Annotated in this window: 21 protein-coding genes; 8 read left to right on the top strand and 13 right to left on the bottom strand. The window is 69.4% G+C overall.

Features of this window, described 5'->3' with window-relative positions; all coding sequences use genetic code 11:
• Nucleotides 1-99 precede the first annotated feature (99 nt).
• Nucleotides 100-549 (top strand): hypothetical protein, encoded by a 450-nt coding sequence (locus D8S75_RS04160; RefSeq protein WP_119964677.1) that lies wholly within the window; start codon nt 100-102, stop codon nt 547-549.
• Nucleotides 550-658: 109 nt separating this feature from the next.
• Here D8S75_RS04160 and D8S75_RS04155 read toward each other — a convergent pair whose 3' ends face one another.
• From D8S75_RS04155 to D8S75_RS04120, 8 genes are all read right to left on the bottom strand, one after another.
• Nucleotides 659-1699, bottom strand: coding sequence for a serine/threonine protein kinase (locus tag D8S75_RS04155; protein WP_119964676.1), 1041 nt, complete (start codon nt 1697-1699; stop codon nt 659-661).
• A gap of 52 nt (nt 1700-1751) precedes the next feature.
• Nucleotides 1752-2843 (bottom strand): DUF2855 family protein, encoded by a 1092-nt coding sequence (locus D8S75_RS04150; protein WP_119964675.1) that lies wholly within the window; start codon nt 2841-2843, stop codon nt 1752-1754.
• 72 nt (nt 2844-2915) lie between these two features.
• Nucleotides 2916-4352: a serine/threonine protein kinase gene (locus D8S75_RS04145; RefSeq protein ID WP_119964674.1), complete on the bottom strand. Its 1437-nt coding sequence runs from the start codon at nt 4350-4352 to the stop codon at nt 2916-2918.
• On the bottom strand, nt 4349-5116 hold the full coding sequence (locus D8S75_RS04140; RefSeq protein WP_119964673.1) for a metallophosphoesterase family protein: 768 nt from the start codon (nt 5114-5116) through the stop codon (nt 4349-4351). The genes D8S75_RS04145 and D8S75_RS04140 overlap by 4 nt, the downstream gene beginning before the upstream one ends.
• 144 nt (nt 5117-5260) lie before the next feature.
• Nucleotides 5261-5677 (bottom strand): organic hydroperoxide resistance protein, encoded by a 417-nt coding sequence (locus tag D8S75_RS04135; RefSeq protein WP_119964672.1) that lies wholly within the window; start codon nt 5675-5677, stop codon nt 5261-5263.
• A gap of 51 nt (nt 5678-5728) precedes the next feature.
• The gene (locus tag D8S75_RS04130) at nt 5729-6190 is read right to left on the bottom strand and encodes a MarR family winged helix-turn-helix transcriptional regulator (protein WP_119964671.1); all 462 of its coding nucleotides are present in this window, start codon (nt 6188-6190) and stop codon (nt 5729-5731) included.
• A 142-nt stretch (nt 6191-6332) separates the two neighbouring features.
• Nucleotides 6333-6935 carry a hypothetical protein gene (locus D8S75_RS04125; protein WP_119964670.1) on the bottom strand — a complete coding sequence of 201 codons (603 nt, stop codon included), beginning with the start codon at nt 6933-6935 and terminating at the stop codon, nt 6333-6335.
• A 36-nt stretch (nt 6936-6971) separates the two neighbouring features.
• Nucleotides 6972-7820, bottom strand: a complete 849-nt coding sequence (locus D8S75_RS04120) for a 3-hydroxybutyryl-CoA dehydrogenase (protein WP_119964669.1) — start codon at nt 7818-7820, stop codon at nt 6972-6974.
• Nucleotides 7821-7916: 96 nt separating this feature from the next.
• Here D8S75_RS04120 and D8S75_RS04115 point away from each other — a divergent pair, with 96 nt between their 5' ends.
• Entirely contained in the window at nt 7917-9491 is a 1575-nt protein-coding gene (locus tag D8S75_RS04115) for a GMC family oxidoreductase (protein ID WP_119964668.1), read from the top strand.
• A gap of 189 nt (nt 9492-9680) precedes the next feature.
• Entirely contained in the window at nt 9681-10412 is a 732-nt protein-coding gene (locus tag D8S75_RS04110; RefSeq protein WP_119964667.1) for a hemerythrin domain-containing protein, read from the top strand.
• Nucleotides 10413-10416: 4 nt separating this feature from the next.
• Here the strand turns inward: D8S75_RS04110 and D8S75_RS04105 are convergent, their stop codons facing one another.
• From D8S75_RS04105 to D8S75_RS04090, 4 genes are read right to left on the bottom strand one after another with little or no spacing between them, the layout of a single operon-like run.
• Nucleotides 10417-11766: a GAF domain-containing protein gene (locus D8S75_RS04105; RefSeq protein ID WP_119964666.1), complete on the bottom strand. Its 1350-nt coding sequence runs from the start codon at nt 11764-11766 to the stop codon at nt 10417-10419.
• Nucleotides 11763-12257 (bottom strand): hypothetical protein, encoded by a 495-nt coding sequence (locus tag D8S75_RS04100; RefSeq protein ID WP_119964665.1) that lies wholly within the window; start codon nt 12255-12257, stop codon nt 11763-11765. The genes D8S75_RS04105 and D8S75_RS04100 overlap by 4 nt, the downstream gene beginning before the upstream one ends.
• Before the next feature lie 5 nt (nt 12258-12262).
• Nucleotides 12263-13090, bottom strand: coding sequence for an ABC transporter permease (locus D8S75_RS04095; protein WP_119964664.1), 828 nt, complete (start codon nt 13088-13090; stop codon nt 12263-12265).
• Between the two features lie 52 nt (nt 13091-13142).
• On the bottom strand, nt 13143-14099 hold the full coding sequence (locus tag D8S75_RS04090; RefSeq protein WP_119964776.1) for an ATP-binding cassette domain-containing protein: 957 nt from the start codon (nt 14097-14099) through the stop codon (nt 13143-13145).
• 261 nt (nt 14100-14360) lie between these two features.
• On the opposite strand from D8S75_RS04090, the gene D8S75_RS04085 reads away from it, so the two are divergent.
• The 5 genes from D8S75_RS04085 to D8S75_RS04065 all read left to right on the top strand — a co-directional run bounded on the left by D8S75_RS04085 (nt 14361) and on the right by D8S75_RS04065 (nt 20107).
• Complete coding sequence (locus D8S75_RS04085; RefSeq protein ID WP_232828890.1) at nt 14361-16121, top strand: PHA/PHB synthase family protein; 1761 nt, start codon at nt 14361-14363, stop codon at nt 16119-16121.
• A complete protein-coding gene (locus D8S75_RS04080) occupies nt 16111-16548 on the top strand; it encodes a hypothetical protein (RefSeq protein WP_119964662.1) in 438 nt (145 codons plus the stop codon). Before D8S75_RS04085 ends, D8S75_RS04080 begins: the two co-directional genes overlap by 11 nt.
• Nucleotides 16549-16630: 82 nt before the next feature.
• Nucleotides 16631-17407: an enoyl-ACP reductase FabI gene (gene fabI / locus D8S75_RS04075; protein WP_119964661.1), complete on the top strand. Its 777-nt coding sequence runs from the start codon at nt 16631-16633 to the stop codon at nt 17405-17407.
• 31 nt (nt 17408-17438) lie between these two features.
• A complete protein-coding gene (locus D8S75_RS04070) occupies nt 17439-18869 on the top strand; it encodes a bifunctional enoyl-CoA hydratase/phosphate acetyltransferase (protein ID WP_119964660.1) in 1431 nt (476 codons plus the stop codon).
• 5 nt (nt 18870-18874) lie between these two features.
• The gene (locus tag D8S75_RS04065; protein ID WP_119964659.1) at nt 18875-20107 is read left to right on the top strand and encodes an acetate/propionate family kinase; all 1233 of its coding nucleotides are present in this window, start codon (nt 18875-18877) and stop codon (nt 20105-20107) included.
• A 46-nt stretch (nt 20108-20153) separates the two neighbouring features.
• Here the strand turns inward: D8S75_RS04065 and D8S75_RS04060 are convergent, their stop codons facing one another.
• On the bottom strand, nt 20154-21311 hold the full coding sequence (locus tag D8S75_RS04060; RefSeq protein ID WP_119964658.1) for a GGDEF domain-containing protein: 1158 nt from the start codon (nt 21309-21311) through the stop codon (nt 20154-20156).
• Nucleotides 21312-21346 lie beyond the last annotated feature (35 nt).

The raw sequence follows: 21346 nt of genomic DNA, 5'->3' as shown, positions 1-21346 counted from the left end.
CTCGGTCAAGCAGAAGGTCTAAAAGCCGCCGCTTATCTCAAACGTCGGGCGTCACAGAACTGACGTTTCGCCTCTTCGACCTATTTCAAGTCAAGCTCCATGGACAACATCGCATTCTTCAACCGCATGACGCTCGCGTTGTTCGATAAGCTCTACTCTGCATTTCCAACGCCCGTCGATCTCAAGATCAACAGCATCGCGATGTCGGTCATTCCTGAAGGGGCCGAGTACGACGAAACCTGGGACAGCCTGCAAGCTGCTGAAGACGCAATTGACTTTCTCGCGCAAGAAGGATTTCTGACTCATAAAGGTACGTACCTAGAGGGCGGGACGTTTTTGCAGGCACGCCTCACGCTAAAAGGACTTGCCATTCTTGGATCCGTTCCCGACGCACTTGAGGGCAAGCAGTCGCTCATTGATCGGATTCGAAAAGTGCTGGCTGGCGGCGCCAAGGAGGCCGGCTCAGAAACAGTGAAGTTGCTTACACAGCAAGCATTTGCGGCAGCAGTGGCCGCCACTCCGGTCGTGCTGGCCGCTGTCTCGAAGTGACGCCCAACCTGTCGTTCGAGCCGACGCGAGTCGGCTCAGCTTCAACGTTGAGCGTCTGCTTTCTCTGACTGCCACCGCACGCTCCTGGCCGATTTCCGCCTCCCAACCCTCACGCCACCAGCGGCTCCTCCTGCATCGCCTCGATCTGCTCGTGCAGCATGTCCACCTGCCCGCGCCAATAGTCGCTGCTGCCGAACCAAGGGAAGTTGATCGGGAAGATCGGGTCTTCCCAGCGGCGGGCGAGCCAGGCGCTGTAGTGGATCAGGCGCAGGGTGCGCAGCGGCTCGATAAGGGCCAGCTCGCGGCGGTCGAAGCTGCGGAACTGTTCGTAGCCGTCGAGCAGGGCGCCGAGCTGGTGCGTGCGCTGGCGCCGGTCGCCTGACAGCAGCATCCACAGGTCCTGCACGGCGGGGCCCATGCGGGCGTCGTCCAGGTCGACGAAGTGCGGGCCGCCACGGCCCCATTCGTCGAGCGGGGTCCAGAGGATGTTGCCGGGGTGGCAGTCGCCGTGCAGGCGCAGCACGGCGGCGTCTTTCAAGCAAAATTGGCCTCCAGCGCCCGTAGATTGTGCGCCAGCAGCTATTAGATCAAGAGCAGTATTGCAGGCGTCGCGCCAGGCCGATTGCACGTCGAGCGGGATCAGGGCGTGCTCCAGCAGCCAGTCGCGCGGCTCGGTGCCGAATTGCTGCAGGTCGAGCGTGGGGCGGGCCGCAAAGGGCTGCGCGGCGCCCACGGTGTGGATGCGCGCGAGGAAGCGGCCGGTCCATTCGAGCACCTCGAAGTCGTCCAGCTCGGGCTGGCGCCCGCCGCGCCAGGGGCTGACCGAGAACTGGAAGCCGCCGTGCGGGTGCAGAGTGAGGCCGTCCAGCACCAGCGGGCCCACGGCGGGCACCTCGGCGGCCATGAGTTCGGCGGCGAAGGCGTGTTCTTCGAGGATTTGCGCCTCGCTCCAGCGGCCCGGGCGGTAGAACTTGGCGACCACGCGCTGGCCGTCTTCGAGCCACACCTGGTAGACGCGGTTCTCGTAGGACGACAGGGCCATGAGCCGCCCGTCGCCGTACAGGCCCACGCTGGCCAGCGCGTCGAGCACCACGTCGGGCGTGAGGGAGGCGAAGGGGTGGAGCGGCGAGGTATCGGGCGTGGCGTGCATGCGGCGATTGTCGTCGGCTGGCGCCGCCGCGCGCCAAGAATGCCCTTTCCGTTCAGGGCCGCAGCGAGGCAACGTGGCCCGTGCGCGGGTCGCCCTGGCCGCGCAGCAGCTCCCCGAACAGGGCCTGCACGGCCTGCGGACCCTGGTGCCGCTGCACCGTGATCCAGGGCCGGGGCGGCGCTTGCACGGCGCTGCTGAAGGCCTGCCAAGCGGCGACCAGGCGGTCGTTGAGGCCCTGCACGCCCCACTCCTGGGTGCGTTTCTTGACCTGTGCGGGGGCGAAGAACATCACCGGGCGCGGGCCGGGCAGCTGGCCGGCGCCGCCCAGGTCGCCCACATGGCTCGCGCCCACGGCGCAGCTGTAGGCGAGCTGGGTGAAGTGCTGGTGGATGCGCTGGCGCAGGGCCACGCTGCCGGCGAAGTCGATGTAGACGCAGGGCGTGTCGGCGTCGAGCTGCTCCAGCTCGTCGTAAGTCACCACGCGGTGGTAGCAGCCCAGGCTTTCGCAGAACGCGCGGTTGGCCGGGGAGGTCAGGCCGATCACCTGCACGCCCGCGCGCCGGGCGAGCTGGAAGGCCGTGCCGTAGGCGGTCTTGCTCGACGCGCTGGACAGCAGCAGCGTGCCCGCGCCGTAGAAGCCCTGGTCGGCCAGGAAGTCGTCGATGAGCCAGGAGGTGATGAACAGCGGCCGCAGCAGGGCCTGGATGTCTTCGGTGTCGGGGTGGTAGAACGGGTCGGCGCCGCAGCGCAGGTAGTGGTTGTAGACCGCGTGCAGGCCGGCGCGGTGCGCGGCACCGTCGGCAAAGCCCGCGGGCGACACCTTGTGCGGCTGGAGCACGGCCTCGCTGGCCATGGGCCAGTAGCCATAGAGCCGCTCGCCCACGGCCACGTCGGGCTGCCGCGATTCGGTCACCGTGCCGAAGCCCCACACCGGCACGATGCCCCAGCCCGGCTCGCCCGAGGGGAAGAAGCGCCAGTACTCCAGCATCTCGCCCATGGCGGCGTAGGTGATGTTGTTGGCGGTCAGCGCGAAGCGATCGACACGCACGCGCACCTGGCCGTCGGCCAGCGGGGCGGGTTCGGTGCTGCGCAGTTCGGTGGTGGCCAGCGCATCCTGGCGCACGAGAAGGGTGGTGGTGCTCATGCCGCCACGGTAGGCGAAACGGCGCGTGGGCTCAAGGCCGGCGCGCCGCCTGCGCGACAGTGCGCTCGCGCGCTATTCGGTGTATTCAGCCGCGAGCTGCGCGAACGGCAGCGCCTGCTTGACGAGGATGACGGTGCAGGGCGCATCGCGCGCCACGCGCATGGGCACGGTGGCGATGAAGCGCTGCGTCTGCAGCCCGTGCGTGGCCGCGCCCAGGATCATCATGCTGACCTGGTTGCCCTCGGCGTAGCGCACCAGGGCCTGGGCCACGTCGCCCGATTCGAGCACGTGGTAGCTCACGCTGTGGCCCGCAAGGTCCAGGCCCTCGGCCCACTGGCGCAGGCGCGTGGAGTGCTGGCGGTGCAGGGAGGTCTCGCTGCGTTCGTCGTCGGTGCTGCTGCTGGCCGAGGGCGAGATCACGGTCACGCAGGCCAGCCGCGCGCCGGGGCGGATGCCGAGCGAGCGGCCTACGGCCTGGCGCAGCGAGTACAGCGTGGCGTCGCTCACGTCGGCGTGCGGCACGGCCACCATGACGATGGGCACTTCCTCGATCTGGCGCGTGGGCAGCGGGCTGGGCTGGTAGTGCATGCCCGCGGCCTTGATCCAGCGCTTGAAGTGCGTGCGCAGGCCCGGGCCCTGGGTGCGCTGGCCGCGCGGGGTGATCTGCACCTGCCCGGGGTGGGCCAGGTCGAAGGCCAGGTGCGCGGCCGAGGGGTGGCGCCGGGCGGCCTCGGGCTCCAGGCAGCGCAGGATGGTCTCCTGCAGCCATTCGGGCATGTCGGGGCGGAACTGGCGCGGTGGCGCGGGTGTCATCCACAGGCGCTGGCGCAGGCCGCCCTTGGTGGTGGGCGCGCCGAAGGGCAGCTCGCCCGTGGCCAGTTCATAAAGCATGACGCCGATGGCGAAGATGTCGCTGCGCGGGTCACCGCGCACGCCCACCACCTGCTCGGGCGCGATCCAGGCGGGCGAGCCCACGGCCTTGCGCAGCTCCTCGGCCAGCAGGTCGGGGTAGTAGGCGTGGCACGAGAGGCCGAAGTCCAGCAGGTAGGCGTGGTCCTCGCTGGTGAACAGCACGTTGCCCGGTTTCAGGTCGAGGTGGCAGACGTTCTGCTGGTGCAGGCTGTGCACGGCGCGCCCCATGGCCGCGCCCAGGCGCGCGATGGTCTCGGTGTCGGGCCGCTCGGGCTGCTCCAGCCAGTGGTCGAGCGTGCGGCCGTGCACGTATTCCATCACCAGGTAGGGCAGGCGGTCGATGTCGCCGGCGGCGACAAAGCGCGGCACATGCGGGCCGGTGAGCGAGGGCAGGATCTGGTTCTCGACCTCGAAGCTGACGATGGTCTCGGCGCCGTCGCCGGCCGTCATGCGCGGGATCTTCATGGCCAGGGGGAAGCCCGGGTTGGGCGGCCCCATGGCGTACTCCACGCGGTAGATGTGGGCCATGCCGCCGGAGTGGATGCATTCGAGCGCCGTGAAGCCATCCACCTCGGTGCCGGGTTCGAGCATCTTCATCGTCCAGTCTCCAGCCGGTGGGCAAACGATTCGGGCAGCGCGCCCGTGGCGCGCACGGCGGCGGCGGCCTCCGCGTGGTGGTAGGCCACGCGCTCGAAGCGCAACTGCCAGTGCGAGGTGTCGAGCAGCGCGTACATGGCGCGCGTGTCGCCGTCGCGCGGCTGGCCGACCGACCCCACGGTGGCCACCCAGGCGCGGCGCGGCGGCACGGGCACGGGTACGCCCGGCATGGGGGCGAAGCGCATGAGGCCGTGGCCGGTGCCCCGGTAGTAGAGCATCTGCTTGTGCACATGGCCGCAGAACACATGGCGCACGCCGTGGTGGCGCAGCGCGGCGTCCAGGCACTGGCCGGCCACCACCTCGTTGTCCACGTAGCGCCAGCGCTCGGGCGCGTCGGCGCTGGCGTGCACGAGCATCACGTTGTGCACCACGGCGGTCAGCGGCAGGTGGGCGAGGAAGTCGCGCTCCTCGGACGAGAGCTGGCCGTGCGACCAGCTGGCGCCCTGCGTGGCGCCGGTCTGCGCCGACTTGCCCAGCGCGGCCGGCGGCAGCACGGCCAGCGCGTCGTGGTTGCCGCACAGCACGGTGCCGCCCTCGGCCGCGATGGCCATGGCCTGCTGCACCACGTAGCGCGGGTCGCCGCCATAGCCCACCAGATCGCCCAGCAGCGCGATGTGCTGCGCGCCATGGGCGCGCGCGTGCTGGAGGCAGGCGTCGAGGGCCTGGCGGTTGGCGTGGATGTCGGACAGGAGGGCGATCTTCATGGGCCATCCATGATGGCGCGGTTCGCTGAGCGCAAGCTTGCATGGCGCCTCAGGGAAAACCATTACTCCCAATGAAAAAGCGCTCCAGGCCCATGGTCAGGGCGTGGAGTGCTATGGTTTTTGAGGCCGTTCGTGCGCGGCGGATCAGGCCAGGGTCAGCGTCACGTCGATGTTGCCGCGCGTGGCGTTGGAGTAGGGGCAGACCTTGTGGGCCGCGTCCACCAGCGCCTGGGCGGCGGCGCGGTCCATGCCGGGCAGGTGCACCTGCAGGCGCACGGCGATGCCATAGCCGCCGGTGATGGGGCCCAGGTCCACCTCGGCGTCCACGGCCACGTCCTGGGGGATGGCGATCTTCTGCATGCCGCCCACGGCCTTGAGCGCGCCGATGAAGCAGGCCGAGTAGCCGGCGGCGAACAACTGCTCGGGGTTGGTGCCGGTGCCCGAGGTGCCGGGCGAGGACAGTTTCACATCCAGGCGCCCGTCGTCGGTGCGCGAGGCGCCATCGCGGCCCCCGGTGGTGTGGGCGCGGGCGGTGTAGAGGACTTTGTCGAGGGAGGCCATGGTGGTTTCCTTTGCGTGTGGTGCCCAAAACGGGCGGGAGGGATGGGGGCGTCAGCGTTGGCTGAGTTCGTTGCGCAGGGCCTGGATCTGGAGGGTCAGGGCCTGCAGTTCGGGCAGGGGGGTGCGGCTGCCCTGCAGCACGCAGGCGGGCACGCTCTCGGCGCTGTCGCGCAGCGCGCGGCCCTGGAGCGTGAGCGAAATGCGCACGCGGCGCTCGTCCTGCGCGTCGCGCTGGCGTTCCAGCAGGCCCGAGGCCTCCAGGCGCTTGAGCAGCGGCGTCAGCGTGCCGGAATCGAGGAACAGGCGCTCGCCCAGTTCGGATACCGTGATTCTGTCGCGCTCCCATAGCACCAGCATCACCAGGTACTGCGGATAGGTCAGGCCGATGGCATCAAGCAGGGGCTTGTAGAGCTTGGTCATCGCCAGCGAGGCGGAGTACAGCGCGAAGCAGACCTGGTTGTCGAGCAGCAGGGCCGGGGGGCTGGGGCGGACGGTGGCGTGCGGGCTGGGCATGGGTTGAATTATTGATGGCAATTAAATTGCGCACAATTTAATTGCCAAATTCCCTGGCTTTCGCCTGGGTATTGCGCGCGCTTGCGCGGGCGCGGCGGCGGGGTCAGGGGGCGGGGTCAGGGGGCGGGGTCAGGGGGCGGGGTCAGGGGGCGGGGCGCTCGTCGTCCGGGAATTCGGAGGGCTTGCCGGCGGTCGGGTCGCCTAGCGTGGGGCGGGCGTGGCGTCCGGGCACGGCCAGGGTGCGCTCCACCCAGGTGCGAAAGCGCAGCACCAGCAGATCGTTGTGCTTGCCGAGGTGGGTAACCAGGGCATCGGCGCGGATGTGGATGCGGCCCTTGCGGTCCATGGGCTGGAGGCGGTCCGGGTAGGTCAGCCGCAGGGCGCGCTCGCTGGACATCGGACCGATGATCTTGCGCACATCCGACAGGAGGACCCAGCGTTCACCGTCCGCGTCCTGCGCCACATGCACGGCCTGGCCCTTGTATTCGTAGTACCGGCCCTGCGAATCGCGCAGTTGGTGCGCGCGCATGTGGTAGCGCAGGTTGGAGGCCAGGTTGATCAGCGGGCGCACGATGAGTGCCGCGAAAACCGGCGCCAACAGGACGGCGGACATCACGCCGAAGTAGTAGATGGGGAGGCCGAAGGCCACGGCGCACAGGCCGATCTGGAGCGCGGGGCGCTCGGTGAACCAGCGGCCCACGCGCCAGTTCAGGGGCTCTTTGCGTGGGGCGTGGGGCGAGGGCATGGGCGCCCGGGACGGGGGGCGCCCCGTCCCCGTTGCTCAGTACTGGTAGACGCCCTGGCCGGTCTTGCGGCCCAGGCGGCCGGCGGCCACCATTTCGCGCAGCAGCGGGCAGGCGCGGTACTTGCTGTCGCCGAACTCGGCGAGGTAGACGTCCATCACGGCCAGGCACACGTCCAGACCCACCATGTCGGCCAGGGCCAGCGGGCCGATGGGCTGGTTGCAGCCGAGCTTCATGCCGGCGTCGATGTCCTCGGGCGTGGCCAGGCCTTCGGCCAGCACGAAGAAAGCCTCGTTGATCATGGGCACCAGAATGCGGTTGACCACGAAGCCCGGGGCGTTCTTCACGGTGATGGGGCTCTTGCCCAGCGCCAGTGCCATCGTCTTGACGGCGTCGTGCGTGGCGTCGCTGGTCTGCAGGCCACGGATGATCTCCACCAGCGCCATCATCGGCACGGGGTTGAAGAAGTGCATGCCGATGAACTTGTCGGCGCGGCTGGTGGCGGCGGCCAGCTTGGTGATGGAGATCGACGAGGTGTTCGACGCGATGATCACGTCGGGGCCGACGATGCCGTCCACCTGCTTGAGGATCTTGAGCTTGAGCTCGTAGTTCTCGGTAGCGGCCTCGATGACGAGCTGGGCGGCCTTGAGGTCGTCGTAGCTGGTGGAGACCTTGATGCGCGCGAGCGCCGCGTCCTTGTCGGCGGCGCTGATCTTTTCCTTCTTGATCAGGCGGTCCAGGCTGCCGGCGACGGTGGACAGGCCCTTCTGGACGGCCGCGTCGGAGATGTCGACCATGACGACGTTGATGCCGGAAACCGCGCAGGCCTGCGCGATGCCGTTGCCCATGGTGCCGGCGCCGATGATGCCAACCGTGGTGATGCTCATGTGGAGTGCTCTCTTCAAAGTGAAACAACAGCCACCATCGTATCGGCATTTGCCCTCACCATCGGTTAAGGTGTATCAAACACGGAGGAGGCGGGTATGTTCGACTACATCGTGGTGGGTGGGGGTTCAGCGGGCTGTGTATTGGCCGGTCGCCTGAGCGAAGACCCGGCCGTGCGCGTGTGCCTGCTGGAGGCCGGGCCTGCGGACCGCAGCGTGCTGATCCATTGCCCGGCGGGGCTGGCCGTGATGGCCAAGTACATGCTCAACGGCTGGGGGCTGAACACCACGCCCCAGCCCGGCCTGAATGGCCGCCGGGGCTACCAGCCGCGTGGCAAGGTGCTGGGGGGCTCCAGCTCCATCAACGCCATGATCTACGCGCGCGGCCAGCCGCGGGACTACGACCACTGGGCCGCGCAGGGCAACCCGGGCTGGGGCTGGGCCGATGTGCTGCCCTACTTCCTGCGCTCCGAGAACAACGAGCGCGGCGCGGACGCCTGGCATGCCACGGGCGGCCCGCTCAACGTGATGGACCTGCGCTCGCCCAACCGCTTCGCCCGGGTGTTCGTCGAGGCCGGCGTGCAGGCGGGCCACGCGCACAACCGCGACTTCAACGGCGCCACGCAGGAAGGCGTGGGCGAATACCAGGTCACCCACCGCGATGGCGAGCGCTTCAGCGCGGCCAAGGCCTATCTCACGCCGCACCTGGCGCGGCCCAACCTCCAGGTACTCACCGGGGCGCACGCCACGCGCGTGCTGTTCGACGGGCACCGCGCCGTCGGTGTGGAATTCCGCCAGGGCGGCCGCCTGCAGCAGCTGCGCTGCAAGCGCGAGGTGTTGCTGAGCGCGGGGGCGTTGCTGTCGCCGCAGCTGCTCATGCTCTCGGGCATCGGCCCCGGAGCGCAGTTGCAGCGCCACGGCATCGCCGTGCTGCACGACCAGCCGGGCGTGGGTGCGCACCTGCACGACCATCCCGATGTGGTGCGCGTGGTCGATGCGCCGGGGCAGAGCGAGCTGTTCGGTATCTCGCTACCCGGCGTGGCGCGCATCGCGCGCGGCGTGCAGGAATGGCGCCGCCAGCGCAGCGGCATGCTGACAACCAACTTCGCCGAGGCCGGCGGCTTCATCCGCAGCCAGCCCTGCGAAACGGCGCCCGATGTGCAGCTGCATTTCGTCATCGGCAAGCTGGTGGACCATGGCCGCAAGACGGTGCTGGGCCATGGCCATTCCTGCCATGTCTGCCTGTTGCAGCCCGTGAGCCGGGGCAGCGTGCAGCTCGCCAGCGGCAACCCCATGGCGCTGCCGCTGGTGGACCCGAACTTCCTCGGCGAGCGCGCCGACATGGACCGCATGGTGCACGGCTTCCGGCGCATGCAGGAGATCCTGGCGCAGCCCGCGCTGGCGCGCTATGGCGCCGCGCCCGTGCTGGAATCCGACGCCGAGATCGAGGCCTTCATCCGCCAGCATGCCGACACCATCTACCACCCCGTCGGCACCTGCCGCATGGGGCCGGGCGAACACGATGTGGTGGATGCGCAGTTGCGCGTGCGCGGCGTGCAGGGGTTGCGCGTGGTCGACGCGTCCATCATGCCGCGCATCGTCAGCGGCAACACCAATGCGCCCACCATCATGATCGCGGAAAAGGCGGTGGACATGGTGCGCGCCGCGGCGTGATGGAATTCACGCAATTGGCGGACGATGGCGTTTTTAAGGATGGAATAGGGTTCGGTTAAGAGTTTTTTAGCAGTGCAACGGAGCGTCGCTTCCTAGACTTCATTCCACGGTTGCGGGTGCATGGTGCACCCGGCCCGGCACGGCTTCCGCCGCGCCGCAAGCAGGCCCCCGGGGCCAGGAAAGAACGTGATGAAGATCGATACCCGTGAAATTGCCGAAATCGCCGCCGCCCAGCCCGCCGTGCCGCGCGTGGACCTGTATGCCGGCATCCACAAGGCGCTGCGCGCCTTCATGGCCGACACCCTGCTGGGCCTGGGCCGCATGGATGTGGACGACGACCTGGATTTTGCCCAGGGTTGCCAGCGCGTGGCGCAACTGCTCGATGTGCTCCAGGCCCACCTGGAACACGAGAACCGCTTCGTGCACCCGGCCATCGAGGCGCGTGCCCAGGGCGGCAGCCATGCCATCGCGGACGAGCATGAGGAGCACGAGCGGGCCATCCTGCGCCTGGTGCGCGCGGTGGCCGACCTGATGGCCTGCGCGCGTGCCGACCGCGCGCCGCGCGCCCAGGCGCTGTACCACGCGCTGGCGCTGTTCGTGGCGCACAACTACGAGCACATGCACCTCGAAGAAACGGCGCACAACGCCGCGCTGTGGCGGCACTACACGGACGGCGAGCTGATGGCTGTGCACGACGTGCTGGTGTCGTCGATTCCGCCCGGCGAGATGATGCTGGTGATGCGCTGGATGGTGCCTTTCATGGCGCCCGCAGAGCGCTTGGCCCTGCTCGGTGGCATGCGCCAGCAGGTGCCTGGCGAGGCGTTCGGCGCGGTGCTGGATGTGGTGCGCCCCCACCTCGCCGCGCGCGAGTGGGACAAGCTCATGGCGGGCCTGGGAATGGCCGGCGTTGCCCTTCAGTGAAGGCTCAGCCCGCCTGTTCTTCGAGCTGGACCGGGCAGGCCACGCACAGGCGGAAGCGCCCGCGCCCGGTCTTCTCGATGCGCATGGGCGGGTTGTTCTCCTGCAGCCGGCGCTGCAGCAGCAGCAGGCGGGCCTCCAGGTTGTCGGCCACGTCGGGCAGGCGGATCGACGGGTCGAGCCGCAGCTCGCGGTTGCTGAACTCGGTGCGCCCGGCCTGCGTGTAGTCGCGCAGCAGCTTCCAGAAAATGGCCCCGGCCACGCCCTTGATCAGGTAGTCGTCGTTGATGAAGATGCTGTCGTTGGCCGCGTAGCGGCGCACGCGTACGGGAGTGCCGCTCACGGCGGGCGCCTGCGCGGCGGCGGGAACGGGGGGCTCGCCGGTGTCGGGCGCGGCCTGCAGCAGGTCGATGGCGGCGCCCAGGTGCCCGGCGAGCGCCACCAGCAGGTCTTCGTCCTCGAAGTCGAAGGCCATGTCGCGCGGACTCTCGGCGAACAGCACGCCCAGCACGCGCCCGCCGGCCACCATGGGCACGGCGAGCTGGCTGTGGGGTTCGGGCAGGCCGGGGTAGGGAATCTCCATGCCGGGAGCCCCGCCATCCGGGGCGTCGGCCTGCAGGCTGCTGCGCATGGCGTGGCTGTAGAGCGCCGCGTGCGTCATGTGGCTGATGCGCACCGGCGTGTTCTCGCGCGCGGCCGTGCCGACCACGCCGTGCCCCAGCGCGATCTCCGAACCCACGCCCGAGGTGGCATAGCCCCGGCTGGCGACGGTGTAGAGGCGCCGGGCCGGCGCGTCGAGCATCAGCACCATGGCGTGTTCCATGCCCATGCATTCCTGCAGCGCGCACAGCGCCGCCTGCAGCAGTTCGTCCAGGCCGGTGCAGGCGGCCAGGCGTTCGCTGCACTGGCGCAGGCGGTGCAGCAGGCCGGTGCGGCAGGGCGCGGGCGGCAGGCCCTCGCCGTCGAGGGCGTCGATATGCTCCACCGCATACACGTCTGAGCCCTTGAGGCGGAACACCTCGGCCATGCCGGTGTGCGAGGCGATGCCGGCCAGCCGCGCCTTCATGCTCTCGAATAGCGCGCCGCTGGTTTCGGTGCGCAGGTAGCGCAGGTGCAGGCGGTAGAAGCGCGCCGTCACCGGGTCGAGCAGCAGCACCGAGGCCTGCGGATTGGCCAGGATGTTCGCGCGCGTCTTGTTGAAGAACTGGAACGACAGCGCCACATGGCCCTCGTCCACGTAGACCACCTGCGAGATGTAGGCCACGTTGGGCGTGCCATCGCTGGCGCAGGTGGCCATGATGGCCGGAATGGCGCCTTCCAGGCAGGCGCGGATGGCGGGGAGCTGGGGCGCGGTCATGGCGCGGCGGGGGCCAGGGGCGCGCCTGCGCGTGGGCCCGGCGTCTGGTCAAAGGCGGCCTCGGGCGTGAACTGCAGGGCCACCACGTCCTCCAGCGGTGCCGACAGCATGGCGGCGGCATAGGCGGGACCGTAGCCCACCTGGGCCAGTTCGTGCTGCATGGACGCGAGGTAGCGGCGCAGCAGCGGCAGGTCGGCCGGACCGGCTTCGCGCTGGGAGGCTGTGGCGGCCTTGAGCTGCAGCGTGCGGTGCGTGGGCGGCTCGCTGAACACCACGGCCACGCCGCCGCCAGCCGCGATGTCCTGCAAGAGCTGGCGCGACTGGCTGCGCCGCAGGTAGACGGTGACCTGCGTGCCGCAGGCGCTGATGGCGCTGCCCACGCCGCGCATGAGGCTGGGGCGCAGCGCGGCATCGCGCGAGGCCACGATCACCGAGACACCCCGGTCCACCATGGCGATGTGTTCCGGGCTCAGCAGGGCGGGCGCGGTCATGGCGCTCAGGCAGCGAAGCGGCGGCGCGTGAGCGCCAGCGCCACCCAGTAGGCCAGCACGGTGGTCGCCACCATCACCAGGCCGTGGCGCAGCGGGTGCGCGGGCCACTGGTCCATGAACAGCGGGCGCACCAGCTCGACGGCGTTGGTCAGCGGGAGCCAGTCGGAAATGTGCCGCACCACGGCGGGCAATTGCTCGCGCGGGAAGAACACGCCCGAGAGGAACATCATGGGCGTGAGCACCAGCGTGAAGTAGTAGGTGAAGAAGTCGTAGCCCTTGGCCAGCGCGTTGAAGATCAGCGCGATGCTGGAGAACATGATGCCCACGCACAGCAGCACCGGCCAGGCCACGAGCAGCTTGGGCGAATGGCTGATGCCCAGCGCCAGCATCACGCCCATGATGGCCGTGACCGTGAACAGTGCCTTGAAGGCGGCCCAGAGCATCTCGGCCAGCACCACGTCGTCCAGCGCCACGGGGGTGTTCATGATGCCCTCCCAGGTCTTCTGCACATGCATGCGCGAGAAGGCCGAGTACAGCGCCTCGAAGCTGGCGGCGTTCATGGCGCTCATGCAGATCGAACCGCTGGCCAGGAACAGGATGTAGGGCACCTGCTGGCCATTCACCTGCATCTGCCCGACGAGCGCGCCCATGCCGTAGCCGAAGGCCACCAGCCACATCAGCGGCTCGGCGATGTTGCCCACCAGGCTGGGGATGGCGAGCTTGCGCCACACCAGCAGGTTGCGCAGGAACACCGGCCACCAGCGCAGCGAGAGGCCGGGCGGGCGCCAGAGGGAGGGGCCGGCGGCGCGGCCGGGCAGGGCGGTGGAAGGCATGGCCGTATTGTGCGCATTTGGCGCGCGGCTTGCATGGGCCGCGCGGCCGGGATCAGCCGTCCTCGCGGATCTGCCGCCCGGTCAGCTTGAGGAACAGGTCCTCCAGGTTTGCCGGCCGGTGCAGCGTGCGCAGGTGCGGGTGCCGCATCAGCGCGTCGAGCAGCGGACGCGCTTCGCGGGTATAGAAGAACACCGTCTCGCCGCTGACCTCGGTGCGCGCCGCCAGGGCCTGCAGAGCGGCATCGTGCGCCAGCGCCAGGGCGCCGTTGCCGTACACCTCCACCACCTCGGGCTCCAGGTGCTCGGCGATGAGCGCGCGCGGCGCGCCCTCGGCGATCTTGCGGCCGTGGTCCAGCACCAGCAGGCGCGAGCACAGGCGCTCGGCCTCGTCCATGAAGTGCGTGGTCAGCAAAATGGAGGTGCCCTGCTGCACCAGGCGCTGCAGCCGCTCCCACATCAGGTGGCGCGCCTGCGGGTCCAGGCCGGTGGTGGGCTCGTCGAGCAGCAGCAGGCGCGGTTCGTTGACCAGCGCGCGGGCCAGCGACAGGCGCCGCTTCATCCCCCCCGAAAGCTCGCCCGGCTTGGCCTGTGCCTTGTGCATGAGCGAGGCGAATTCCAGCAGGCGTGGGGCGCGCTCGTCCATCACCCGCGGCCCGAGGCCGAAGTAGCGGCCGAACACGCGCAGGTTCTCGGCGCAGGTGAAGTCGGGGTCGAGCGAGTCGAACTGCGTCACCACGCCGATCTCGGCCTTGATGGCCAGTGCGTCGCGCGGCATCTGCAGCCTCGGGCCGCTGGCTGGCTGGTAGTGGATGCTGCCGCCGTCGGGCGCGGTGAGGCCCAGGCACATGCGGATGGTGGTGGTCTTGCCGGCGCCGTTGGGCCCGATGACGCCCAGGCATTCGCCGGGCGCCATGGAGAACGACACATCGTCCACCACCGTGGCCTCGCCGTAGCGCTTGCTCAGGTGGCGGACCTCGAAAAGGGGTGGGGGCGCGGAGGATGGGTCCATGCGGTGATTGTGGATGAAATCGGCAGTCAGGGCTTGTTGCATGAGCGCTGCAAGCTATGAAATATATAGCGCCCTGGAAAGAATACCGGTGCTGATTTTGACGGTCGTCAACATCTGCTGGATTGCCTTATTAATGAAATGGGAATTGCTGTCAATCCGGGCATACTCATAGTTCGTAACGAAAAGTGCGGGGGGTAGTGCATGGGTCAACAGTCTTCTCCAGGTTCACCGTACGAACGGCAGCGCCAGGCCGCCAAGGCCTTGGATGAAAGTGTCCACGCCCGGATGGCGCGGGCCAACATGGGGCTGTCGCCCGTGTCGATGGCGCTCGCGGCGGCCGACTGGGCCATGCATCTGGCGCTGTCGCCGGGCCGCCAGATGGTGCTGGGGCAGCGCGCCCTGGCGCTGGCGCAGCAGGCCTGGCTGTCCGCGATGCGCCCGCCAACCGACGAGCAGGGCAGCGCGCTGCCCGACAAGGATGCGCGGTTCCAGGACGAGAGCTGGCAGCACTGGCCCTTCAATGCCCTCAAGGAAGGCTTCAAGGCCAGCGATGCCTGGTGGCGCGAGGCCGCCCAGGTGGACGGCATGACGCGCCACCACCAGCACATGGTCGAGTTCTTCACGCGCCAGGCCTTCGATGCGCTCTCGCCCTCCAATTGGCCCGCCACCAACGCCGAGGCGCAGCAGCGCGCGCGCGAGACCGGCGGCCAGAGCCTGGCGCGCGGCTACCAGAACTTCACCGACGACCTGAAGAAGCAGCAGGCCGCCCAGCAGGAAACCGACCCGCCGGTGCTGGAGCCGCTCACCTACGCGGTGGGCCAGGACGTGGCCACCACGCCTGGCAAGGTGGTGTTCCGCAACCACCTGATCGAACTCATTCAGTACGCGCCCACGACGGCCAAGGTCTACCCCGAACCGCTGCTCATCGTGCCCTCGTGCATCATGAAGTACTACATCCTGGACCTCTCGCCCGCCAACTCCATGGTGCGCTACCTGGTGGGCCAGGGCTACACGGTGTTCATCGTCTCGTGGCGCAACCCCGATGCCTCCGACCGCGACCTGGGCATGCAGGACTACCTGCGCCTGGGCGTCATGGATGCCATGGCCGCCATCAAGGAACGCACCAAGGCGCCGCGCATCCATGCGCTGGGCTACTGCCTGGGCGGCACCTTCCTGGCCATGGTGGCCGCCGCCCTGGGGCACCGCAGCCGCGCGGAGCAGAACAAGGCGCCCCAGCGCAGGCGCGAGGATGCCGGCGGCCTGGACAAGCTGCCCGAACTGGCCAGCGTCACGCTGCTGGCGGCGCAGACCGACTTTAGCGAACCCGGCGAGATGGGCGTGTTCATCGACGACGACCAGATCCAGGCGCTGCGCCAGGAGATGGACCGCAAGGGCTATTTCTCGGGCAAGGCCATGGCCGGTTCGTTCCAGTTCCTCAATGCGCGCGACCTGGTCTGGTCGCGCAGCACGCGCCGTTACCTGCTGGGGCAGGACGAGGTGGACTTCGACCTCATGAGCTGGAACGCCGACCTCACGCGCCTGCCCGCGCGCATGCATTCGGAGTACCTGTCCTCGCTGTTCCTCAACAACGCGCTGGCCACGGGCCAGTACCGCGTGGGCGGCGTGGGCGTGGCGCTCATGGACATCCATGCGCCCATGCTGGTGGTGGGCACCACGCGCGACCATGTCTCGCCCTGGCGCTCGGTCTACAAGATCCACCTGCAGACCGACACGCATGTCACCTTCATCCTGGCCGCGGGCGGGCACAACGCGGGCATCGTCTCCGAACCCGGCCGCCCCCGGCGCAGCTACCAGATCGCCGCGACGGAAGACGGCCATGGCTGGACCGACCCCGAGGAATGGGCGGCCAACGCGCCGGTGCGCGAGGGCTCCTGGTGGGAGGCCATGGACGCCTGGCTCAAGGCGCGTTCGGGCAAGCCCGTGGCGCCGCCCGCCATGGACCCGGCCCATGTGCTGTGCGACGCACCGGGGGAGTACGTGATGGTGCGCTATGCCGATTGACCACCGGCCCGGCAACGACCCGGTGGCGGACCACCTGCGCCGCATGGGCGACTCCGTGCACGAGCTGAGCGCCCGCATCGCCCGCCTGGCCACCACGCTGCGCGTGGACCTGGAGAACGAGGCCGACCTGGAGCGCGTGCTGCACATCGACGCGGTGCGCGTGCCCGTGCCGGACCGGCGCGTCACGCCCGACCGCCGTGCGGCCTCGCGCGCCAGCATGAGCCCCGATCGCCGCCAGGCCCACCTGCGCGAAGAGCTGCGCGGGCTGCTGGTGCTGCGCTACGGCGTGGCGCGCAGCTACGTGAACCGCGTGGGGGTGGACGCCACGCGCCACATCGTCGTGGCCACGCACGAGCAACTGGTGCGCGAGGGCTTCAAGCCTGGCGCCGCCGGCGCCAGCCTGCGCCGCCTGTTCGATACCGACTGATCCCTTGCCTGTCCGTGGGCCGTGCCCGCCGGGTGCGCCACGGTGGGGTGCCGTATTTCTGTTTCCCTGGAGCCTGCAACGCATGACGAAGAAGAACGCATTCAGCCTGGCCGGCAAGAAAGGCCTGGTCTTGGGCCTGGCCAACGAGAACAGCATCGCCTGGGGCTGCACCCAGCTGGCGCACCAGATGGGCGCCGAGCTGGTGGTGTCCTGCCTCAACGAGAAGGCCCGGCGCTTCGTCGAGTCCCTGACCGAACCGCTGGACGTGGAGCTGGTGCACTGCAACGTCGAGCAGGAGGGCGAGCTTGAAGCCCTGGTGGCGCATGCCGCCCGGCGCCTGGGGCGGTTCGATTTCGTGATCCACTCCATCGCCTGGGCGCCACTGGAGGACCTGCACGGCCAGGTGGTCGACAGCTCGCGCAAGGGCTTCTCGCGCGCCATGGAGGTCTCCTGCCATTCGTTCGCCGAGCTGGCGCGCCTGTGCGTGCCGCACATGGCGCAGGGCGGCAGCCTGCTGAGCATGACCTACCTGGGCGCCGACGAGGCCGTGCCGCACTACGGCCTGATGGGCCCGGTGAAGGCCGCGCTCGAATCCATGGTGCGCTACATGGCGCTGGAACTCGGGCCGCAGGGCATCCGCGTGCATGCCGTCTCGCCGGGCCCCATCCTGACGCGGGCCGCCTCGGGCATCGCCGGCTTCGACGAACTCATGGCCAATGCCGTGCTCAAGGCGCCGCTCAAGCGCCTGGTGACGCTCGACGAGATCGCGCAGCTCAGCGCCTTCCTGTGCTCCGACGCGGCCTCCGGCATGACCGGCCAGACCATCTACGTCGACGGCGGCTGCCACGCTGTCGCCTGAACTTCCCCTTTTCACCGAGGACGCTAGCAACATGAACATGGCACCGAACACCGAATGGCTGGAAAACGTCACCTATGACGAACTCACCGTGGGCCAGAGCGCGCGCCTGCTGCGCACCCTCACGCAGGCCGACATCCAGGCCTTCGCCGCCGTCTCGGGCGACACCAACCCGGCGCACCTGAACCCTGAATACGCCAACGACACGCTGTTCCACGGCGTCATCGCGCACGGCATGTGGGGCGGCGCGCTGATCTCGGCGCTGCTGGGCACGCAGTTCCCCGGCCCCGGCACCATCTACCTGGAGCAGGTGCTGCACTTCACCAAGCCGGTGCGCATCGGCGACACGCTCACCGTGACCGTGACCGTGGCGAGCAAGGACGACGAGAAGAAGCGCGTCGAGCTCGACTGCATGGTCACCAACCAGAAGGGCCAGAGCGTGCTGCATGGCTCGGCCCGTGTGCTGCCGCCCACGACCAAGGTGCGCATCCCCAAGGTGAATGCCCCGCAGATCCAGTTGTTCGATCCCGAGGCGCGCTTCAAGGAGTTGCTGGCGCTGGCCGACGGCATGCCCGCCGTGCGCTGCGCCGTGGTGCATCCCTGCGACGTGGGTTCGCTCAGCGGCGCCATGGATTCGGCGCGCTATGGCCTCATCGTGCCGGTGCTCATCGGCCCCGAGGCGCGCATCCGCGCCGTGGCCGCCGAAGCCGAGATCGACCTCGAAGGCGTGGAGATTCACTCGGTCGAACACAGCCACGCGGCCGCCGAGCTGGCCGCCGCCATGGCCGCGCGCCGCGAGGTCGAGGTGCTGATGAAGGGCAGCCTGCACACCGACGAGATGATCAAGGCCGTGCTGGCCCAGCCCGCGCTGCGCACCGGGCGGCGCATGTCGCACGTGTTCCGCTTCGACGTGCCGCTGTACCCCAAGCCGCTGCTCATCACCGACGCGGCGCTCAACATCCGCCCCAGCCTGGCCGAGAAGCAGGACATCATCCAGAACGCTATCGACTTCGCACGCATCCTGGGTGTGGCCACCCCCAAGGTGGCCATCCTCTCGGCGGTGGAGACCGTGAGCCCGAACATCCCGTCCACGCTGGACGCCGCCGCGCTGTGCAAGATGGCCGACCGCGGCCAGATCAAGGGCGGCCTGCTCGACGGCCCGCTGGCCTTCGACAACGCCATCTCGGCCCAGGCCGCCGAGATCAAGCACATCGAGTCCAGCGTGGCGGGCGACGCCGACATCCTGGCCGTGCCCGACCTGGAGAGCGGCAACATGCTGGCCAAGCAGCTCGAATACCTGGCGGGTGCCTCGGGCTCGGGCATCGTGCTCGGCGCGCGCGTGCCGATCGCCCTGACCAGCCGCGCCGACGGCCCCACGGCCCGCGTGTCCTCGGCCCTGCTGGCTACGCTGGCGGCCTATGACGCGCGCCGCCAGCGCCAGCCGCAGGCCACCGTGCAGGCGTGAATCCCATGGCCATCCTGTCCGTCAATGCGGGGTCGTCCTCGCTCAAGTTCTCGCTGCACCCCCTGATCGGCGGGCAGGTGCAGCCCAGCGTGCTCAGCGGCTGCATCGAGGGCCTGGAGCCCGGCGGCCAGCCCGAGATGGGCTGGACCTTCGCCGGCGCGGCGCGCCGCCAGGCCGTCAGCGGCCCGGGCGAGACGCCTTTCCTGCAGGCGCTGGAGCGTCTGCGTGCGCTGCTGTCCGACCTGGAGGGCGCGCCCGCCATCGCGGCCGTGGCGCACCGCGTGGTGCACGGCGGCGAGGATTTCCAGGACAGCGTGCTCGTCACCGACGCGGTGCTCGAACGCCTGGCGCTTCTCAACTCGCTGGCGCCGCTGCACCAGCCGCACAACCTCGCGGGCATCCGCTCGTTCCGCCAGGCCTTCCCGGCACTGCCCCAGGTGGCCTGCTTCGACACCGCCTTCCACGCCGGCCTGCCCGAGGTGGCGAGCGCCTTCGCGCTGCCGTCCACGCTGACCGGACAAGGCGTGCGACGCTACGGCTTCCATGGCCTGTCGTACCACTACCTCATGGACACGCTGCTCGAACGCACGCCGCGCGCGCGCGGCCGCGTGCTCATGGCCCACCTGGGCAACGGCGCCAGCCTGTGCGCCGCGCGCGGCGGGCGCAGCGTGGCCACCACCATGGGTTTTTCGGCGCTCGACGGGCTGATGATGGGCACGCGCAGCGGCACGCTCGACGCCGGCGTGCTGCTCTACCTCATGGAGCAGGGCTGGGACCACGACCGCATCCAGAAGCTGCTTTACAAGCAGAGCGGGCTGCTGGGCGTCTCGGGCATCTCGGCCGACATGCGCCGGCTGCGCGCCGACGGCAGCGTGGCGGCGCGGCGCGCCATCGACCAGTTCACCTACCGCGTGGTGCGCGAGGCCGGCGCCATGGCGGCCTGCATGGAGGGGCTGGACCTGCTGGCCTTCAGCGGCGGCATCGGCGAGAACGACGCCGCGCTGCGCGCCGAGGTGTGCGAGCGGCTGGGCTGGATGGGCGTGCGCATGGACGCCGCGCGCAACGCCCAGGCCCGGGGTGATGCCGCCCACGCCATCCATGCGCCGGACAGCGCCGTCGAGGTCTGGGTCGTGCCCACCGACGAAGGCCGCGTGGCCGCGCGCGAGGCGGCGCGCCTGCTGCACCCGCGTGACGATGGCGGGCCGGAGGCCGGCGCATGGGCGGGAAATATGCAATAAAAAAATGGCTGTAGCGCCCTTGTGGTAAGCGCTGTCAGCTATTGAATCAGGAGCGAATGGGCGCGGCGTTGCACAGGCGCCCGCGTCCGGCGGTCTTGGCCTCGTAGAGCGCGGCATCGGCGCGCGCCAGCAGCGACAGGATGCCGGTATCGTCGGGCCGCAGCGCGGCCATGCCAGCGCTGAAGTCCAGCGCCAGGCCCAGTTCGGCGGGCGCCGCCAGCCGCAGGCGTTGGCGCAGGCGCTGGTCCAGCGGCAGGCCGGCCGAGGTGTCGTCGTGCAGCAGCAGGCAGAACTCCTCGCCGCCGAGGCGGGCGGCCAGGTCGCCGTTGCGGCGCGTGTCCTTGAGCAGCCGCGCGAACAACTCCAGCGCATGGTCGCCCACCTCGTGGCCATGCAGGTCGTTGACCTGCTTGAAATGGTCGAGGTCGAGCATGAGGGCCGTGAGCGGCAGCTCGTGGCGCCGGGCGTGCGCCAGCATGGCCTGGGCGCGCTCCTCGAAACCGCGCCGGTTCGGCAGGCCGGTGAGCGGGTCGGTCACCGCCAGCTCGCGCAGCTTGAACTCGGCCTCATCGCGCCAGGCCACCAGCATGGCGATGGTGTTGAGTATCACCGTCACGCAGGCTCCCAATGCAAAGGCCAAGTTGACCGGATGGGGTGTGCGAAAGCTGGGGTATTGGTCGGTGAAGGCGCCCACGATGCCGCGCGCCAGGGTCAGGCCCGCCATGGTCAGCATGCTGAATAGGATCAACCTGCGCCATCCCGCCTCCGCAGGCCGTTGTGGTTGCAGCGTGGCGCGGGCCACCAGCAGCGTCACGGCGGCCAGCAGAACGTTGGCCCAGCCGACGCGGAAGGCGTAGCTGTCGAAGCCGAGGAAGTAGCCCAGCGGCGTGGCTGCCACCAGCACCAGCAGCAGGCGCGGCCAGGGCCGGGGGCCTAGCCAGCCGGCCAGGGCGCGGTAGTTCATCCACTGAGCCGCCGAACCGCAGCCGATGGAGATGGTGGAGATGATGCGGTCGGCCAGCGTGGCGGGGACGTAGGTGGAGGCGATGATGGCCGCCCAGGCCAGGGCCTGCAGCAGCAGGCTGGCCTGCACGTAGCGGGCGGCGGCGCTGATGTTCCGGCCCATGATGAGCGGCAGCGACGCCGAGATCATGAACAGGCTGATGGCCGTGGTGGCCAGCAGGGTCAGGAAGTCCAGTTGCATCGCCCTCTGTCAGACAGTTGATCGCTCATTATCCC

Source organism: Simplicispira lacusdiani (assembly GCF_003604195.1).
In the GTDB taxonomy this organism is placed as follows: domain Bacteria; phylum Pseudomonadota; class Gammaproteobacteria; order Burkholderiales; family Burkholderiaceae_C; genus Simplicispira; species Simplicispira lacusdiani.
Note: the sequence above shows the minus strand (reverse complement) of the source record. Positions and strands in the feature narration are given on the sequence as shown.

Bases quoted from the DNA above. Each gene is read 5' to 3' on its own strand.
- D8S75_RS04160 (WP_119964677.1), top strand. From the start codon at position 100: ATGGACAACATCGCATTCTTCAACCGCATGACGCTCGCGTTGTTCGAT.
- D8S75_RS04155 (WP_119964676.1), bottom strand. From the start codon at position 1,699: ATGCACGCCACGCCCGATACCTCGCCGCTCCACCCCTTCGCCTCCCTC.
- D8S75_RS04150 (WP_119964675.1), bottom strand. From the start codon at position 2,843: ATGAGCACCACCACCCTTCTCGTGCGCCAGGATGCGCTGGCCACCACC.
- D8S75_RS04145 (WP_119964674.1), bottom strand. From the start codon at position 4,352: ATGAAGATGCTCGAACCCGGCACCGAGGTGGATGGCTTCACGGCGCTC.
- D8S75_RS04140 (WP_119964673.1), bottom strand. From the start codon at position 5,116: ATGAAGATCGCCCTCCTGTCCGACATCCACGCCAACCGCCAGGCCCTC.
- D8S75_RS04135 (WP_119964672.1), bottom strand. From the start codon at position 5,677: ATGGCCTCCCTCGACAAAGTCCTCTACACCGCCCGCGCCCACACCACC.
- D8S75_RS04130 (WP_119964671.1), bottom strand. From the start codon at position 6,190: ATGCCCAGCCCGCACGCCACCGTCCGCCCCAGCCCCCCGGCCCTGCTG.
- D8S75_RS04125 (WP_119964670.1), bottom strand. From the start codon at position 6,935: ATGCCCTCGCCCCACGCCCCACGCAAAGAGCCCCTGAACTGGCGCGTG.
- D8S75_RS04120 (WP_119964669.1), bottom strand. From the start codon at position 7,820: ATGAGCATCACCACGGTTGGCATCATCGGCGCCGGCACCATGGGCAAC.
- D8S75_RS04115 (WP_119964668.1), top strand. From the start codon at position 7,917: ATGTTCGACTACATCGTGGTGGGTGGGGGTTCAGCGGGCTGTGTATTG.
- D8S75_RS04110 (WP_119964667.1), top strand. From the start codon at position 9,681: ATGAAGATCGATACCCGTGAAATTGCCGAAATCGCCGCCGCCCAGCCC.
- D8S75_RS04105 (WP_119964666.1), bottom strand. From the start codon at position 11,766: ATGACCGCGCCCCAGCTCCCCGCCATCCGCGCCTGCCTGGAAGGCGCC.
- D8S75_RS04100 (WP_119964665.1), bottom strand. From the start codon at position 12,257: ATGACCGCGCCCGCCCTGCTGAGCCCGGAACACATCGCCATGGTGGAC.
- D8S75_RS04095 (WP_119964664.1), bottom strand. From the start codon at position 13,090: ATGCCTTCCACCGCCCTGCCCGGCCGCGCCGCCGGCCCCTCCCTCTGG.
- D8S75_RS04090 (WP_119964776.1), bottom strand. From the start codon at position 14,099: ATGGACCCATCCTCCGCGCCCCCACCCCTTTTCGAGGTCCGCCACCTG.
- D8S75_RS04080 (WP_119964662.1), top strand. From the start codon at position 16,111: ATGCCGATTGACCACCGGCCCGGCAACGACCCGGTGGCGGACCACCTG.
- fabI (WP_119964661.1), top strand. From the start codon at position 16,631: ATGACGAAGAAGAACGCATTCAGCCTGGCCGGCAAGAAAGGCCTGGTC.
- D8S75_RS04070 (WP_119964660.1), top strand. From the start codon at position 17,439: ATGAACATGGCACCGAACACCGAATGGCTGGAAAACGTCACCTATGAC.
- D8S75_RS04065 (WP_119964659.1), top strand. From the start codon at position 18,875: ATGGCCATCCTGTCCGTCAATGCGGGGTCGTCCTCGCTCAAGTTCTCG.
- D8S75_RS04060 (WP_119964658.1), bottom strand. From the start codon at position 21,311: ATGCAACTGGACTTCCTGACCCTGCTGGCCACCACGGCCATCAGCCTG.